Genomic DNA, 13,957 nt, shown 5'->3' on the forward strand with positions numbered 1-13,957 from the left:
CCGATGTCCGTTGATGCCCTGACTTCCTCGCTGGCCTCCCTGCAGGACGTGCTCGACTGCATGCCGGCCGTGCGCGCCATGCAGATCCGTCTGGATGGCTACGCCGACGGCGTGCTGCGCATCACCGCGCCGCTGGCCGCCAACGTCAACGATAAGGGCAATGCCTTCGGCGGCAGCCTGGCCTCGGTGCTCACCCTGTCCGGCTGGGCCCTGGTCAGCCTGCGCCTGCGCCTGGCCGGGCACGACGCCGAGGTCTACGTGGCCGACAGCAACCTGCGCTACCTGGCGCCGGTCTACGAGGACCTGCACGCCCATGCGGCCGCCGCCGAAAGCAGCGCCTGGGACACCTTCCTGTCCACCTTCCGCCAGCGCGGCAAGGCACGCATCAGCATCGTCGCCACCCAGCCCGGCGCCGATGGCCGCCCGGCGGCTGAATTCAGTGGTCGCTTCGTTGCCTTCGCCAAAGGGTAGGATGTCAGGCTGACGTCCTTGGGGAACCCACCGATGCGCCGCTTGATCCAGATCCTGTTGTGTTCGCTGTTGCTGGTCAGCGCCGTTGCCGGCGCGGCCGCCGACGACCTGACCCGCAAGCAGCGCAAGCTGCTGGAAGAAACCCAGATCGCTTACGGGGCCACCATCCGCTGGGGCACGATGGACGACGCCATCGCCTACCTGGACCCGCAGCTGCGCAAGGACAAGCCGCCCACCCAGTTCGAGCTGAACCGCTACGCCCAGCTGCGCGTGTCGTCCTACCGCGAGCGCAGCTCGGCTTCGCTGGACGGCGGCCAGGTCGAGCGCCGGGTGGAAATCGGGGTGATCAACCAGAACACCCAGGCCGAACGCACCGTGGTGGTAACCGAGCGCTGGCGCTGGGACCCGGAAGCCAAGCGCTGGTGGCAGGCGGCCGGCCTGCCGGACCTCTGGCAGGGGCAGTGACGGGCCGCCTGCGGCTTGTGCGACAATCGGCCCCCGCTTATAGACCCGTGATCTGAGTGAATTACGAAGAGCTGCTGGCCTTTGCCGGCCGAAACCCGATGCTGTCCGCAGCCCTGGTGGGCCTGACCGTGGCGATCATCGTCACCGAGGTCCGCCGCCTGTTCCGGGGCTTCAAGGGCATCAAGCCGGCTGAACTGACCCAGCTGATGAATGCCGGCGGTGCCGTGGTGGTCGATCTGTCGGCCAGTGGCGACTTCGAGAAGGGCCACATCGCCGGCAGCCGCCAGGCGCAGGCCAGCGCGTTCGGTCCGGAGCACAAGCTGGTGGCCAACGCCAAGCAGAGCCCGGTGGTGTTGGTGTGCCGCAGCGGCAACGCTTCGGAAACCGCCGCCAAGGCGCTGAAGAAGGCCGGTTTCGAAAAAGTTTTCGTGCTCGACGGCGGCATTCCCGCCTGGCAGCAGGCCGAACTGCCGCTGGTCAAGGGTCGCAACTGATCGAACGCGATGGCGGCATTGGCCTTGTGTGGGCCACCTGCCGCCCCCATCGCTGTAGTTCGACCTACGTTTTCATTGCATTCATCTGGAGTTACAGGAAATGTCCGAAGAGATCACCAACGGCGCCGCTGCGCCGGTCGATGCCGCTACCGGCCCCGCTTTCACCGTCGAGAAGATCTACGTCAAGGACGTTTCCTTCGAGTCGCCGAACGCACCGACCATCTTCAATGACCAGGTGCAGCCGGAGCTGCAGCTGAACCTGAACCAGCAGGTGCAGCGCCTGGGCGAAAACGCCTTCGAAGTCGTGCTGGCCGTGACCCTGACCTGCCAGGCCGGTGAGCGCACCGCCTACGTGGCCGAAGTGAAGCAGGCCGGCGTGTTCGGCCTGGTCGGCCTGGACCCGCAGTCGATCGACGTGCTGCTGGGCACCCAGTGCCCGAACATCCTGTTCCCGTACGTGCGCCAGCTGGTCAGCGACCTGATCCAGGCCGGCGGCTTCCCGCCGTTCTTCCTGCAGCCGATCAACTTCGAAGGCCTGTACGCCGAAACCCTGCGCCAGCGCCAGGAACAGGGCGACGCGCCGTCGCTGGCTGATTCCGAGCCGGCCGGCAACGCCTGAGCTTGGCTACGACGTCACGGATGAGCGATACCGCTGACAAAGTCGCCGTGCTTGGCGCCGGTTCCTGGGGAACCGCGCTGGCCACGCTGCTCGCCCGGCACGGTCACCCGACCGTGCTGTGGGGGCGCGATGCCGCCGTGGTCGAAGCCATCGACCAGCGCCATGAAAACCCTCGCTACCTGCCGGGCATCCCGCTGCCGGACAGCCTGCGCGCGACCACCGACATGGCGGCCGCCCTGCAGGATGCCGCCTGGATCCTGGTGGTGACCCCGTCGCACGCGTTCAATGAAACCGTGCGCGCGCTGGCGCCGCTGCGACCGGCTGGTGCCGGCGTGGCCTGGGCCACCAAGGGCTTCGAACCGGGTTCGGGCCGCTTCCTGCACGAAGTAGCGCGCGAGATCCTGGGTGACGACGTGCCGCTGGCCGTGGTCACCGGGCCGTCGTTCGCCAAGGAAGTGACCCAGGGCCTGCCGACGGCGATCACCGTGCACGGCGACGTGCCCGAGTTCGCGCAGACGGTGGCCGAAGCCATGCATGGCCCGGCGTTCCGCGCCTACACCGGCGATGACATGGTGGGTGCCGAACTGGGTGGCGCGATGAAGAACGTGCTGGCCGTGGCCACCGGCGTGGCCGATGGCATGCAGCTGGGCCTGAATGCCCGTGCCGGCCTGATCACCCGTGGCCTGAACGAAATGCTGCGGCTGGCCGCGGCCATCGGTGCCAAGCCGGAAACCCTGATGGGTCTGGCCGGGCTGGGCGATCTGGTGCTGACCTGCACCGGCGATCTGTCGCGCAACCGCCGCCTGGGCCTGGCCCTGGGCCGGGGGCAGACGCTGCAGGACGCCGTGCGTGAAATCGGCCAGGTGGTCGAGTCGGTGCAGACCGCCGACGAAGTGATGCGACAGGCGCGCCGTCATGGCATCGACCTGCCCATTTCCGACCGCGTGCGTGCCGTGCTGCACGGCGAGCAGACGCCTGAAGAAGGCCTGCGCGCGTTGCTGGCGAGGGAACAGAAACCGGAATACCCGGATACCCTGTTCAAGTGATCTGAAGAACCCCGGCCCAGCGCCGGGGTTTTTTGGGGGGATCGCGCGCGGCCATCCACGCATGGCGTGGATCTACAACGTGCGGGAACCCGCTTCTGGTAGGTGCCAAGCTTGCTTGGCACAGCGCATCGGCACGCGCGATCCATCCACGCATGGCGTGGATCTACAATCGCTGCCCCACATCACGACACGGACAGGGAATGAAGTCCAGGAATCTCGCCATCTCATGGCTCATCGCGCTGTTGGCTGCGTGTTCGCAGGCACCGGCACCGGCACCGGCACCGCAAGCAGAGGCTGCGCCCGCACCCACGGCAACGCCCACAGCACCCGCACCCGAACCGTCCATCGAAGACGGCGTTGACCCATCGGTGTGGGACAACGAAGGCGAGCCCGAAGGCGAAACCCCCAGCGGCGAACTGAGCTGCCAGGACAATCCGCTGGCCACCTACTTCTTCACCCTGGTGGGCGGCAACACGGTGGACGACTGCGGGCGCAAGGACGCCCGGCTGCTGGCCGCGTTCGACGCGCTGATGCAGGACACCGCCGATGCCGAATCCAGCGAGCCGGGCATCGCGCCGCTGCGCGAACGGCTCCTCAGTGGGCCCAGCGCACCGGGCCAGCCGGTGCAGCTGCAGGACGGCGCCTGGTGGTTCTACACCGCCTGCCAGGCCCACCAGTGCCCCGGCACCGCGCTGGCGGTGCTGTACTCGCCCGAGCAGGGGCGCATGGTGGGCCGGCTGGCCGCGCGCTGCAAAGTGCGCTGGCTGGGCGGGCCCAACGACGAACAGCGCCAGCGCATCGCCCACCTGCGGCCGCTGGACCCGGCAACCCTGGCCGGCGAGGACGAGGACTGCCGGTAAGCGGGTGGCCTGGGCTATGCGTCCGGGCGCAGGCGCGTGCTGATCTGCGCGGTCATCGCCAGGCAGGCCATCATCAGCCCTTCCACCACGCGGTCGCCGGGGTGATCGCTGGGCGGGCCGTTCTGGCGGATACGCTCGGCGGCCAGCAGCATTTCCAGGCCCACACGCAGGCCGGACAACGCGCATTCGGCGTCGGCCAGTGCCTGCTGCCGGCCGGGCATCAGCTGGCGTTCGGGCCAGGGCTGGCCATCGGCGGCCGCGCCCTGACCGATACGGCGCAGCGCGGCAACGAAGGCGCTGGGAAGTTCAGCGGTGTCGGCGGTGGTCGGTTGATCAGCGCTGGGGGCAGCGCGGTGCGGGTGCAGACGGGGGAATTCCGGGGTGGTCATGGCTGGGGCTCCGTGCGGGACGAACGGTGGCCGCCACACAAAGGTGGCGGGCGGAGACGTGGCTCGAAAACCGGTGACAGTGAACCGGCAGGCACATGGCCTCCACGCTCCGCCCGCCATGGCCGGCAGACGGATTGCCGACCGACGCCCCGAACGCTGACGTCGGTCGGCAAGCGCAAACACTTCACTGTCAATCGGACGGGTTTTCGAGGCCCGGCCACCGGTGCGCTGGTGGCCCACCCTGTCTACCCGCGCAGCCGCGCTGCGCCCATCAGACAAGTTGCAATCGCACCACGGTGCGACGCGCCTGCGTAGTCTTCCATGCCGCCCAAACCCCTGCGGCAACAAGTGACGCAGGCGAACGCCGCTCAGTGCCGATATGCGACAACGGTCTTGATCGCGCCCCCGTGCTGCACACCATCCAGTGCCAGTTGCGACAGCGCTGCAGTGCTACGCTGGGCGCCAACCGCCGCACCGTTCTTCCACGTTGTTCCGATAGGGGCCCGACCCATGACGGATGCCACAACGCCTGTTGACCTGTTCGCCGCACTGCGCGGCCTGCTGCGCGACGCCGCCGATTCACTGCAGGTGGTGCACGACAGTCCCGAGCACTTCTACGCCAACGGTCCGCACCTCGACGCCAAGGGCAAGCCGCAGTTCTTCGGCGCGGTGAAAGTGTCCGGGCGCAAGCACGCCTTCCACTTCATGCCGATCTATGAATTCCCCGAGCTGCTGGCCGGGATCAGCCCGGCGTTGAAGAAGCGCATGCAGGGCAAGTCCTGCTTCAACTTCGACACATGGGATCCGGTACTGATGGACGAACTGGCACAGCTGGTCACGCAGGGAGCAGCCCGTTACCGCGCGCTGGGTCGGCTGTAAGCAGCGCGGTTCGAACGGCAGGTCCGCACTCAGCCTGCGTGCACGTAGCGGTCCTCGACAATCTCGGTCACCTCGTCATCCTCGTCCAGGCGGAACTCGAAATACCCATCATGTTCGCTGAAGACGGCCACGCCCTTCGTTGCATCGATCACGCAGAAGGACAGCGGCACGGTCATGAAGAAGCCGCTGCGGCTTCGCAGTTCAACACGGCGCGCATGGCTGAAATCGCGCGCGCCCAGACCTCTCTCGCGCAGCTCCTGCACTGAACGCCCGCGTTTCATCGACAGTTCCTCTGCCCAGTCGCGCACGACGTCTATGGGGCTGCGTAGGGGCTTGATCTGCATGATGCTGCGGTTCCGTCTGCGTGGCTGCCGAGCTTAACCTGCCGGGCCTGCCTGCTAGACTGCCCGGCCCTGCCTCATGGATGAACGCATGGCCGCACAGCGCCTGAAACTGCTGCCGAAGCACGACATCGCCGCACTGCGCGCGCGCTGGACGACTGAGCAGGTGCCGCAGCTGGCCAACCCGCGCCGCAAGGCCGACTGGCGCGACAAGACGATCACCAACCGGCACTGGCAGCCTTCGCCGTTCGGGCTGACCGCAGAGGGGCGATTGGATTACCGTGGGTTTCCGTTTGCGGTGCCGCAGTATCAGAACCTGCAATCGGTGGATCTCTCGTATGTTTCCCCGTGGCACGGGACCACGTTCCTGGTCCATGCCGTGATGGAAGACTGCGATTTCACCGGAGCAGCGATGGGGACACTCGACGAATCCTTCCTGCGTTGCCGTTTCGATCTGACGACCTTCGACCACACCGGATTGAGCGGCGTGTTCGACGCCTGCAGTTTCGTGCAGGCCAAGCTGCTTCGATGCCATTCCAACGCGCACTTCATCGACTGTGATTTCCGCGATGCCAGCTTTGCCGATGCGGACTTCTCGCGCGCGCGTTTCGTTCGCTGCAACTTCGAGGGCGCCCGCTTCAAGCGCGCCGACCTGCACAAGGCGATCTTCGTCGGCTGCCGACCCAGTGACACACAGCTGGCCGCCTGCTACTGCAACGATGACATCCGCTTCGAGAGCGAGGAGGGTGAGGTGATCGAGGCGACGATGCCGGCGCCGGCGGAACACCCGTTGCTGGCATGGACCGACCGCCATCTGAAGCGGCTGGAAGGCGGCGGTTGAGGCTCGCGCGGCCTAGCGTCGTGAACCTGCCGCGCGCACCGACGCCCTGGCAATGATCACCACATAGGTCGCCAGCATGCCGGCAGCCAGGCCCATTACTTCCATTTCCCAGTTGTCACGGTACGGGGAAGGCCCTGCGATGGCCCAGCCCAGCAGCAATGCCGCCATCAGCGCCATCATGCGGTGGGATGAGGTGATCAGTGCATCTTCGCTGGCGTGGCCCAGGTTGGGATCGCAGCGGCCGATCAGCCAGCCAAAGCCACGCCAGTAGTCGCGCGCCACCAGGTAGTGAAGGAACACCACCCCGGCCAGTGCGCTCAGCAGGAACTGCAACAGGGGATGCATGGGTCGTCCTTGTACGCGCGTGGGGGATCAGCCGTGTGGTTCAGCCGGGCAAGCCGGTCGGTCGCCAGCGGGGACAACGTTCCTATCTTAGCCAAAGCCCTGAAAGCATCAGGGCGCTGGCGAAGGACAGCAGACAGCGGGCGACGATCATCACGCCGGGCTGTGCACCGCCTACCGCAGGCGCCACCTTCTTCCAGTTGTCGGCGTTGTAGGTTTCATGAAAGCGCTTGATGGAAGTACCGATGACGTTGATCAACGCGATCAACATCGCCATTCCCCACAGACACAGCAGCGACATCGAGACCGCGATGGCGTACTGCTTGGCCGTGGCGACAGTGAACAACGCCAGCGATTGGGCCATCCACTTGAGCAGAACGCTGATGCCCACGGTCCCTGCAAAGACCAGCAGCAACAGCACACCGACCTTGAGCCACTGCGTCTTCGCGTCTGATTTCTGCCCAGTCCAGACAAGCACCAGGGCAAGTGCCTGGAAGACGGCGTAGAGCACTGCGTGCATCATTTCGTCGCTGGGGTGTCGCGGGTGCGTCCTGCCGGTTGGTGACGCTTGCCCGCGGGCGACAGCGCCGCGTCCGGCACGTCGATCTCCACATGCAAGCCCAGCTCATCCAGCACGGTAAACAGCTTGTCCCACTGAACGGTGGTACCGCCGCGCTCGATCTTGCTCAGGAAATTCTCGCTCACCCCGATTCCTTCCGCAGTGGCGTCTTGGCGTAGCCCTTGGTGCTTGCGCACCGCCTTGACCAACGGGCCGAGGTCAGCGGCGTTTTCCAATCGAATCTTCAACGCTTGGTCCTCACGATCATGCAGTTCTGTCTTCGAAGGTCGAGTCTGGCTGCGGCACGGAATCCTCACTCTGATGAGGATTTAACGTTAAATCGCTTCGGATTGCATGGAATCCGCAAGTTCATGAGGATTTTTAGGTAGTTCATGCGAGTCCGACCAAACCACCACAAGTTCCCTGAACGGGAACTTCATTCATGTACTGGTCAGTACAATATTCAGGGTCGATTTCACCAGCAAACGGATAATTCACACCTGTCGACCGCCTCCTCTCTCCCTCTCCCGGGAGGCGGCCGACGAAACCAAAAATAATTAAAGGTGTGTCCCGATGATCAAGAATTCGCTGCTTGCCCTGGGTCTGCTGGCTGCCCTGCCGTTCGCTGCATCGGCTGCCGATGGCCTGTCGTACAACTACGTTGAAGGCGGTTACGTGAACACCGATGCCAAGGGCGGCGACGCCGATGGCTGGGGCGTGAAGGGCTCGGTTGCAGTGCACCCGAACTTCTCGGTCTTCGGTGACTACAGTAAGCAGGAAACCGACACCTTCAAGAACGATGTCGCCCAGTGGCGCATCGGTGCCGGCTACAACTATGGCATCGCACCGAACACCGACCTGGTGGCTCGTGTTGCGTACCAGAAGTTCGACCTGAAGCACGGCCTGGACTTCAACGGCTACTCCACCGAAGTGGGTCTGCGTACCGCGTTCAACCCGTACCTGGAAGGCTATGCGCTGGCCGGTTACGAGGATTACAGCAAGAAGCACGGCATCAATCCGGAAGGCGAGTTTTACGGCCGCGTCGGCGCCACCGCCAAGTTCAACCAGAACTGGGGCCTGAGCGGCGAAGTGAAGCTGGCCAAGGCGGGCGACCGCGAGTGGTTCGTGGGTCCGCGCTTCAGCTGGTAAGACATCGCTCTGTCGTTAGTGCGTGTAAGTGGCATGTGACTCTCTCTCTCTCCCGCATGCCATCCGAAGCCCGGCCTTGTGCCGGGCTTCTTTTTTGCCTGGATTCGCCGCGTCGCCCAACAGTAGATCCACGCCATGCGTGGATGCTGTCCTCGGCCACGCATGGCGTGGCTCTACTGCAGCCGTGTTCGGGGTGGTTCGGCTATGATCGCCGCCTCAAGCCAGCAGGATGTTCCATGAATTCCCAGCCCGCCCCGATCACCGCCCTGAACCACACGCTGGACAACGAGCCGCAGCAGATCACCGCGCCGTTGACCCATTGCGCGGCCTTCCTGGTGCTGAAGGTGAAGGACGATGCCGATTCCATCGCCACGGTGCGGCAGGTGCTGGGCAGCACGGACGATCTGATCAAGAACACCGCCATCCGCGAGATCGAGCGCACGTTCACCTGCAACGTGGCCATCGGCCACCGCGTGTGGGCGCCGCTGGTGGGCAGCACGCCGCCGCGCGAGTTGAAGCTATTCCGTGAGATCCAGGGCGCCACCCACACGGCGGTGTCCACCCCCGGCGACCTGCTGTACCACATCCGCGCGCGCACCCAGGACCTGATCGTGGCCTTCGAGCGCAACCTGCTGCTGGCCTTCGGCGATGCGGTGGAAACGGTGGATGAAGTGGCCGGCTTCCGCTACTTCGATGGTCGCGACCTGCTCGACTTCGTTGATGGAACCGCCAACCCGGAAGGGCTGTCGCTGCCAGAGGCCACCATCGTGGGTGACGAAGACCCCGACCATGCCGGTGGCAGCTACGTAGTGGTGCAGAAGTACCTGCACAACCTGGAGGCCTGGCGCGCGCAGAAGACCGAGGCGCAGGAAGCCATCATCGGCCGCACCAAGCACGACAACATGGAGCTGGACGATGCACCGGCCGATGCGCAGAAGTCGCACAAGACGCTGTGCACCATCGAAGATGCCGACGGCGAGCACGAGATCCTGCGCGACAACATGCCGTTCGCGCGCCCGGGCCACAACGAGTACGGCACCTACTTCATCGGATACACGCGCCGGCTGTGGGTGATCGAGCAGATGCTGGAACGCATGTTCATCGGCAATCCGGCGCCGTTGCACGATCGCATCCTGGATTTCTCCACGGCGGTCACCGGCGTCACCTTCTTCGCGCCGTCGCGCAAGGTGTTGGCCGACCTGGCCGAGTAGATCCACGCCATGCGTGGATGAAGCCGCGCGGCCCGGCGCACCTGGGCAGTCGAGCAAGCTCGACTCTACGGGGCCGAGGCGACCTGCGGTGCGCGCGCGGCGGCCTGCCACGCGCGCAGGCCGAATACCGCCAGGCCCAGGAAGAACACGTACAGCGCCGCGGTCACGTGCAGCGACTTGAACAGGTACGTGCCCACGTACACCACGTCCACGCCGATCCACACCCACCAGCACGCCGCATGCCGGCGTGCCTGCCACCACTGGCCGACCAGGCTGAGTCCGGTCAGCAGGGCATCCAGCCACGGCAGTGCGGCATCGGTGAAGCTGTGCATGACCGCACCCAGCGCCACGCCACCGCACACGCCGATGGCCAGGTCGCGCAGCAGCTTGCCGCGCGCCAGCGGCACGATACGGATGCTGCCTTCATCGGTGGCATGCTGGCGCCAGTTCAACCAGCCGTAGACCAGGAAACCGCCGAAGATCACCTGCAGCAGGGTGTCCGAATACAGCTTGGCTTCGGCGAACACCAGCCCGTACAGCGTCACCGACAGCAGCCCCACCGGCCAGGCCGACAGCCGGCGCCGGGCCATCAGCCAGACGCCCAGCACGCTGCACAGCGCGGCGGTCCACTCGAGCAGCGGCCCGTTCACAGCGCGAACGTCACCGACAGGCGCGCCTGTCGCGGCGCACCGGGGAACAGGTAGTAGTCACCGGCGCTGCTGCCGGTGTCACGCCAGTAGAAGCGGTTGAACACGTTGTCCACCGACAGGTTCCAGGTGACCGCACGTTCGTGCAGGCGGTGCTGGAAGCGCAGACCGGCATCGAACACCGAATAGTCCGGCGCACGCACCGCGCCATCGGCACGCGCCACGTTGGCCGATGCGTAGCGCCAGCCCCCGGTCACCTGCAGGCCCTGCACGAACGGCAGCGCGTAGGCCAGGTGCACGCTGGCGCGCATCTTCGGCACGTTCACCAGCTGGTGCCCTTCATAGGCCGGCGTTCCGGCATCGCGTGCGCGTGCGCGCAGCACGCTGGCGCTGGCCACCACCTGCAGCGCATCGGTCAGCTGGCCGTTGGCGGTCAGCTCCAGCCCGGTGTGGGTCTGCTGGCCTTCCTGCACGAAGGTGAAGCCCACATCGCTGTCGTCCGGCTTGGCGTACTGGTAGGGCTGGCTGATGCGGAACACCGCCGCGCCCACGCTCAGCGCCTCGTTCGGCGCGTACTTCACGCCCGCTTCCAGCTGGCGCGATTCCACCGCCGGCAGGAAGGTGTCGGCGTTGCTGGTCCAGAACGGCGCTTCCTGCCCCAGCGAAATGCCGCGCACGTAACTGGCGTAGGCGTTCAGCTGGTCGGTGGCCTTCCACACCAGGGCGGTCTGCGGCAGGAAGCGCGACAGCCGGCTGTGCCGCTGCGGGTTGCCGCGCTTGTCGTAGGCGCGCTCGTCCAGGCGCACGTAGCGGCCACCGGCCAGCCACTGCCAGTCGTCGCCGAAGCTGAGCCTGTCCAATGCGAAGAATGCGTGCTGGCGGCTGTCCAGGCGACGCGCGGACGGGCCCGGCTGCAACGGCGACGGGTCGAACACCGGCACCTGGCCGTCGTGGTAGTTGGTGGTGCCCACGTACTCGTTCACGCTGGGGCGGCGGTCCACGGTGCGGCGGTAGGTCTCGCCGCCCAGGGTCAGCTCATGGCCAACGCTGCCGGTGCTGAAGCGTCCGCGCAGCTCGGCGCGTGCCTGCTGGTTGCGGCGGGTGTCGTCGGGGCTGCGGTAGTCGTAGACATCGTAATCGCCATTGGGCGCGAAGTAGTTGCCCGGCACGCTGCCGTCGGCGCACTGCGCGGCGTAGTAGCAGCCGTAGGCGAAGGCCACGTTGTCATCGATCACCGTGCGGCTGTGGCCCAACGCCACGCGCGACTGCCAGCTGCTGCTGAAATCGTAGGTGTGCTGCACGGTGATGTTGGTGCTGGCAATGCCCACCGGCATCTGCCACGGCTGGTAGCCCAGCAGGTGGTCACGGTCCACGCCGCGCGGCAGTTCGCTGGCCCCCAGCAGCTGGTAGCCCGATGCCGAGCGCTGCGAACTGGTCTGGTAGTTGGCATCCACTTCCAGCTTGCCGCGTTCGCCGATCAGCCAGTCGGCGGCCAGCGAGTAGAAGTTGCGGCGGCCATCGAGGTGTTCGATATACGAATCGCTGGCATCCCAGGCGGCGTTGAAGCGCACGCCGAAGCGCGGGGTCAGCCAGTGGCCCACGTCCACGGCGGCGTAGCGCGAGCCTTCCGAATCGGTGCCCAGGGTGACCGTGCGCACTTCGGCCGGGCGCTTGCCCACGTAGTTGATGATGCCGCCCGGGGCCATCACCCCGGCAGCCAGGCCGGCTTCACCCTTCAGGATTTCCACCGATTCCACGTTCTCCAGCGCCAGCCGCTGTTCGCCGGCCATCGACAGGCCGTTGAAGCGGTAGCCGGTGGCGGCGTCCAGCGCGAAGCCGCGAATGGCCACGTTCTGGTAGTAGCCGACCGGGGCATAGGCATCGCCCAGCGAGGCATCGTTGCTGGCCAGTTCGGACAGCGAACGCACCTGGCGCTGTTCCAGGTAGCTGCGGTCGAGCACGTTCACCGATGCCGGGGTGTCTTTCCAGCTGCCACCGCCGAAGGCATTGGCGCGCGAACTGGCAGAGGCGGGCTTGCCGGCCTGCACGCGCACGGCGGCCAGATCGGTGGGCGAACGATCGGAGGTGTCGGCGGCATCGGTGGCGGCCTCGCTGGCATGCAGCGGCAGGGCGGCACACAGGGCCAGGGCGAGCAGGGTGGGGCGCAGGCAGCGGTTCATTCGGTTCGTCTTCTGACAGCAAGGGAGACGAAGCGACGGCGCGCGGACGCACCGGCCCAGGGAACGGGGGGTGCGACAGCTGCTCAAAGCTCCCTACGCCGGTGCAAACCGGATCAGGTTCCAAGGGACTCTCTCAGCCTGGCAGATCCAGGCACCCCCGCTTCAGGTGACCATTTCACTACAAACCGTACGGATTTGCGAGTCCGGGAACGGGGCAGGGGGGCCGGGGCTGGGGGCAGAGTATGGAGGGGTCAGATCCCTTTCCGCAGGAAAGGGCTCTGACCCCAGGCTTGTAGGCCGCTATGCCGCAGCGTGCAGCGCCTGCAGCAGGCCTTGCCCGGCCTCGGTATGGAACCAGGCCGGGTGGCCCAGCATGAACGGCTGCCAGGCCACGTCGGCATTGGCGGTGGAGCCGGTGATGCCTTCGAAGTACTCCACTTCGGACAGTGCGAAGTCGAAATGCACCATCGGCAGCAGGTCGGCCAGCAGATGCACACGCTCGGCCGACAACGGCAGCACCTGCCGGTAGCCGGCCAGCAGGGCCAGGGCGATATCGCTGCGCACCGCGTCGGCGCCGCGCTGCAGCTCCAGCCAGGCCACCGCATTGCGCTCGATGGCCGTGGCCAGGTCGAACAGCGCGCTGGTGGGCGAGGCCAGGCCGAAATCCAGCACGGTGGCGATCTGCCCGTCGCGGGCCCACAGCAGGTTGGAGACGTGCCAGTCGTTGTGCGCCCACAGCCGCGGTTCGTGCTGCAGCCGCTCGGCCAGGCCGGCATGCCAGGGCAGCACGTGCTCGCGCAGCTGCGCCTGCCAGGGAATGCGCGCCAGGTAGCGGGCCAGGCCGGGGCGATCAGGCAGGCTGGCCTGCAGCGCGGCGATGGGATCGTGTGCGCGGATCAGATCGTCGCGTGCCACCAGGATATGGGTAGCGCGCTGTGGCGCCTGATAATCGGCTGCGGCACGGTGCAGCCGGGCCAGCATGCGGCCGGCTTCCTGCGCCTGTGCGATGTCGGTCAGCAGGGACCACGAAGGTGCATCGCGGTAGAGGTCCTCCCCGGCGCCCACCGCGTGCAGTTCGTAGGTCCACGGGCCCTGCTCCAGCGCGGTCTGCCCGTTGTCTGCAGCAAGCACCTGCACCACCGGTACATCGCGCGCCGCCAGATGGGCGATGAAACGGTGTTCTTCCTGCAGCACGGCGGCACTGCGCACGCTGTGGTGGTGGCGCTTGATGAAAACGGCGCCGTGTTCGCCGCGCGCGATCGCCGCGGCCGAGAGCGGGCGCGGGCTGTGCCATTGCAGCGTGGCAGTAGGGCCGAGCTGCGTATAGCGCTGCCCCAACCAGGCCAGGTCCTGCGCGGAAATCGCCGGCCAGTCGGCCGCGACCTCGTCGTTGTTCAGGCCCTGCACGCGGTGGGAAGTATCGGTCATGGTGGCGCGTTCGCAGATCGGATGGGCAGCAGCACA

The 13,957-nt window shown here is 66.5% G+C and carries 18 protein-coding genes and 1 riboswitch; of the genes, 10 read left to right on the top strand and 8 right to left on the bottom strand.

Translation table 11 applies throughout. The annotated features are described in order from the left end of the window. Positions 1-3 precede the first annotated feature (3 nt). The 6 genes from C1930_RS00885 to C1930_RS00910 all read left to right on the top strand — a co-directional run bounded on the left by C1930_RS00885 (position 4) and on the right by C1930_RS00910 (position 3,955). Positions 4-471: a YiiD C-terminal domain-containing protein gene (locus C1930_RS00885; protein WP_108748048.1), complete on the top strand. Its 468-nt coding sequence runs from the start codon at positions 4-6 to the stop codon at positions 469-471. Positions 472-504: 33 nt separating this feature from the next. Then, positions 505-936, top strand: a complete 432-nt coding sequence (locus C1930_RS00890) for a hypothetical protein (protein WP_108751794.1) — start codon at positions 505-507, stop codon at positions 934-936. Between the two features lie 56 nt (positions 937-992). Beyond that, on the top strand, positions 993-1,430 hold the full coding sequence (locus C1930_RS00895; protein ID WP_108748050.1) for a rhodanese-like domain-containing protein: 438 nt from the start codon (positions 993-995) through the stop codon (positions 1,428-1,430). Between the two features lie 100 nt (positions 1,431-1,530). Continuing rightward, the gene (gene secB, locus C1930_RS00900; RefSeq protein WP_004153553.1) at positions 1,531-2,049 is read left to right on the top strand and encodes a protein-export chaperone SecB; all 519 of its coding nucleotides are present in this window, start codon (positions 1,531-1,533) and stop codon (positions 2,047-2,049) included. A 20-nt stretch (positions 2,050-2,069) separates the two neighbouring features. Beyond that, positions 2,070-3,095, top strand: coding sequence for an NAD(P)H-dependent glycerol-3-phosphate dehydrogenase (locus tag C1930_RS00905; RefSeq protein WP_108748051.1), 1,026 nt, complete (start codon positions 2,070-2,072; stop codon positions 3,093-3,095). 200 nt (positions 3,096-3,295) lie between these two features. Then, complete coding sequence (locus tag C1930_RS00910) at positions 3,296-3,955, top strand: Ivy family c-type lysozyme inhibitor (RefSeq protein WP_108770866.1); 660 nt, start codon at positions 3,296-3,298, stop codon at positions 3,953-3,955. A gap of 14 nt (positions 3,956-3,969) precedes the next feature. On the opposite strand, the gene C1930_RS00915 is transcribed toward C1930_RS00910, so the two are convergent. Next, positions 3,970-4,344 (bottom strand): hypothetical protein, encoded by a 375-nt coding sequence (locus C1930_RS00915; RefSeq protein ID WP_108755067.1) that lies wholly within the window; start codon positions 4,342-4,344, stop codon positions 3,970-3,972. 510 nt (positions 4,345-4,854) lie between these two features. Here C1930_RS00915 and C1930_RS00920 point away from each other — a divergent pair. Then, a complete protein-coding gene (locus tag C1930_RS00920; protein ID WP_108770867.1) occupies positions 4,855-5,223 on the top strand; it encodes a hypothetical protein in 369 nt (122 codons plus the stop codon). A gap of 29 nt (positions 5,224-5,252) precedes the next feature. Here C1930_RS00920 and C1930_RS00925 read toward each other — a convergent pair whose 3' ends face one another. Next, the gene (locus tag C1930_RS00925) at positions 5,253-5,567 is read right to left on the bottom strand and encodes a hypothetical protein (protein WP_159093514.1); all 315 of its coding nucleotides are present in this window, start codon (positions 5,565-5,567) and stop codon (positions 5,253-5,255) included. An 88-nt stretch (positions 5,568-5,655) separates the two neighbouring features. On the opposite strand from C1930_RS00925, the gene C1930_RS00930 reads away from it, so the two are divergent. Next, entirely contained in the window at positions 5,656-6,405 is a 750-nt protein-coding gene (locus C1930_RS00930; protein WP_159093515.1) for a pentapeptide repeat-containing protein, read from the top strand. Positions 6,406-6,417: 12 nt separating this feature from the next. Here C1930_RS00930 and C1930_RS00935 read toward each other — a convergent pair whose 3' ends face one another. The 3 genes from C1930_RS00935 to C1930_RS00945 form a co-directional block, all read right to left on the bottom strand. Further along, entirely contained in the window at positions 6,418-6,750 is a 333-nt protein-coding gene (locus C1930_RS00935; protein WP_108770870.1) for a hypothetical protein, read from the bottom strand. A gap of 82 nt (positions 6,751-6,832) precedes the next feature. Next, positions 6,833-7,258: a hypothetical protein gene (locus C1930_RS00940; protein ID WP_159093517.1), complete on the bottom strand. Its 426-nt coding sequence runs from the start codon at positions 7,256-7,258 to the stop codon at positions 6,833-6,835. 8 nt (positions 7,259-7,266) lie between these two features. Continuing rightward, entirely contained in the window at positions 7,267-7,554 is a 288-nt protein-coding gene (locus C1930_RS00945; protein WP_108770872.1) for a helix-turn-helix domain-containing protein, read from the bottom strand. A gap of 328 nt (positions 7,555-7,882) precedes the next feature. Here C1930_RS00945 and C1930_RS00950 point away from each other — a divergent pair, with 328 nt between their 5' ends. Then, on the top strand, positions 7,883-8,455 hold the full coding sequence (locus tag C1930_RS00950; protein WP_199911434.1) for an Ax21 family protein: 573 nt from the start codon (positions 7,883-7,885) through the stop codon (positions 8,453-8,455). Positions 8,456-8,691: 236 nt separating this feature from the next. Then, the gene (locus C1930_RS00955) at positions 8,692-9,666 is read left to right on the top strand and encodes a Dyp-type peroxidase (protein ID WP_108770873.1); all 975 of its coding nucleotides are present in this window, start codon (positions 8,692-8,694) and stop codon (positions 9,664-9,666) included. Between the two features lie 65 nt (positions 9,667-9,731). Here the strand turns inward: C1930_RS00955 and pnuC are convergent, their stop codons facing one another. The 3 genes from pnuC to C1930_RS00970 all read right to left on the bottom strand — a co-directional run bounded on the left by pnuC (position 9,732) and on the right by C1930_RS00970 (position 13,921). Continuing rightward, positions 9,732-10,304 carry a nicotinamide riboside transporter PnuC gene (pnuC, locus tag C1930_RS00960; protein ID WP_108772514.1) on the bottom strand — a complete coding sequence of 191 codons (573 nt, stop codon included), beginning with the start codon at positions 10,302-10,304 and terminating at the stop codon, positions 9,732-9,734. An 8-nt stretch (positions 10,305-10,312) separates the two neighbouring features. Further along, positions 10,313-12,493 (bottom strand): TonB-dependent siderophore receptor, encoded by a 2,181-nt coding sequence (locus tag C1930_RS00965; RefSeq protein WP_108770874.1) that lies wholly within the window; start codon positions 12,491-12,493, stop codon positions 10,313-10,315. A gap of 73 nt (positions 12,494-12,566) precedes the next feature. Continuing rightward, a riboswitch (TPP riboswitch) is annotated at positions 12,567-12,662 on the bottom strand. Positions 12,663-12,793: 131 nt separating this feature from the next. Continuing rightward, on the bottom strand, positions 12,794-13,921 hold the full coding sequence (locus C1930_RS00970; protein WP_108770875.1) for a phosphotransferase: 1,128 nt from the start codon (positions 13,919-13,921) through the stop codon (positions 12,794-12,796). Positions 13,922-13,957 lie beyond the last annotated feature (36 nt).

It is taken from the genome of Stenotrophomonas sp. SAU14A_NAIMI4_8, from assembly GCF_003086695.1.
Classification (GTDB): Bacteria; Pseudomonadota; Gammaproteobacteria; order Xanthomonadales; family Xanthomonadaceae; genus Stenotrophomonas.

Bases quoted from the DNA above. Each gene is read 5' to 3' on its own strand.
- C1930_RS00885 (WP_108748048.1), top strand. From the start codon at position 4: ATGTCCGTTGATGCCCTGACTTCCTCGCTGGCCTCCCTGCAGGACGTG.
- C1930_RS00890 (WP_108751794.1), top strand. From the start codon at position 505: ATGCGCCGCTTGATCCAGATCCTGTTGTGTTCGCTGTTGCTGGTCAGC.
- secB (WP_004153553.1), top strand. From the start codon at position 1,531: ATGTCCGAAGAGATCACCAACGGCGCCGCTGCGCCGGTCGATGCCGCT.
- C1930_RS00905 (WP_108748051.1), top strand. From the start codon at position 2,070: ATGAGCGATACCGCTGACAAAGTCGCCGTGCTTGGCGCCGGTTCCTGG.
- C1930_RS00910 (WP_108770866.1), top strand. From the start codon at position 3,296: ATGAAGTCCAGGAATCTCGCCATCTCATGGCTCATCGCGCTGTTGGCT.
- C1930_RS00915 (WP_108755067.1), bottom strand. From the start codon at position 4,344: ATGACCACCCCGGAATTCCCCCGTCTGCACCCGCACCGCGCTGCCCCC.
- C1930_RS00920 (WP_108770867.1), top strand. From the start codon at position 4,855: ATGACGGATGCCACAACGCCTGTTGACCTGTTCGCCGCACTGCGCGGC.
- C1930_RS00925 (WP_159093514.1), bottom strand. From the start codon at position 5,567: ATGCAGATCAAGCCCCTACGCAGCCCCATAGACGTCGTGCGCGACTGG.
- C1930_RS00930 (WP_159093515.1), top strand. From the start codon at position 5,656: ATGGCCGCACAGCGCCTGAAACTGCTGCCGAAGCACGACATCGCCGCA.
- C1930_RS00935 (WP_108770870.1), bottom strand. From the start codon at position 6,750: ATGCATCCCCTGTTGCAGTTCCTGCTGAGCGCACTGGCCGGGGTGGTG.
- C1930_RS00955 (WP_108770873.1), top strand. From the start codon at position 8,692: ATGAATTCCCAGCCCGCCCCGATCACCGCCCTGAACCACACGCTGGAC.
- C1930_RS00965 (WP_108770874.1), bottom strand. From the start codon at position 12,493: ATGAACCGCTGCCTGCGCCCCACCCTGCTCGCCCTGGCCCTGTGTGCC.
- C1930_RS00970 (WP_108770875.1), bottom strand. From the start codon at position 13,921: ATGACCGATACTTCCCACCGCGTGCAGGGCCTGAACAACGACGAGGTC.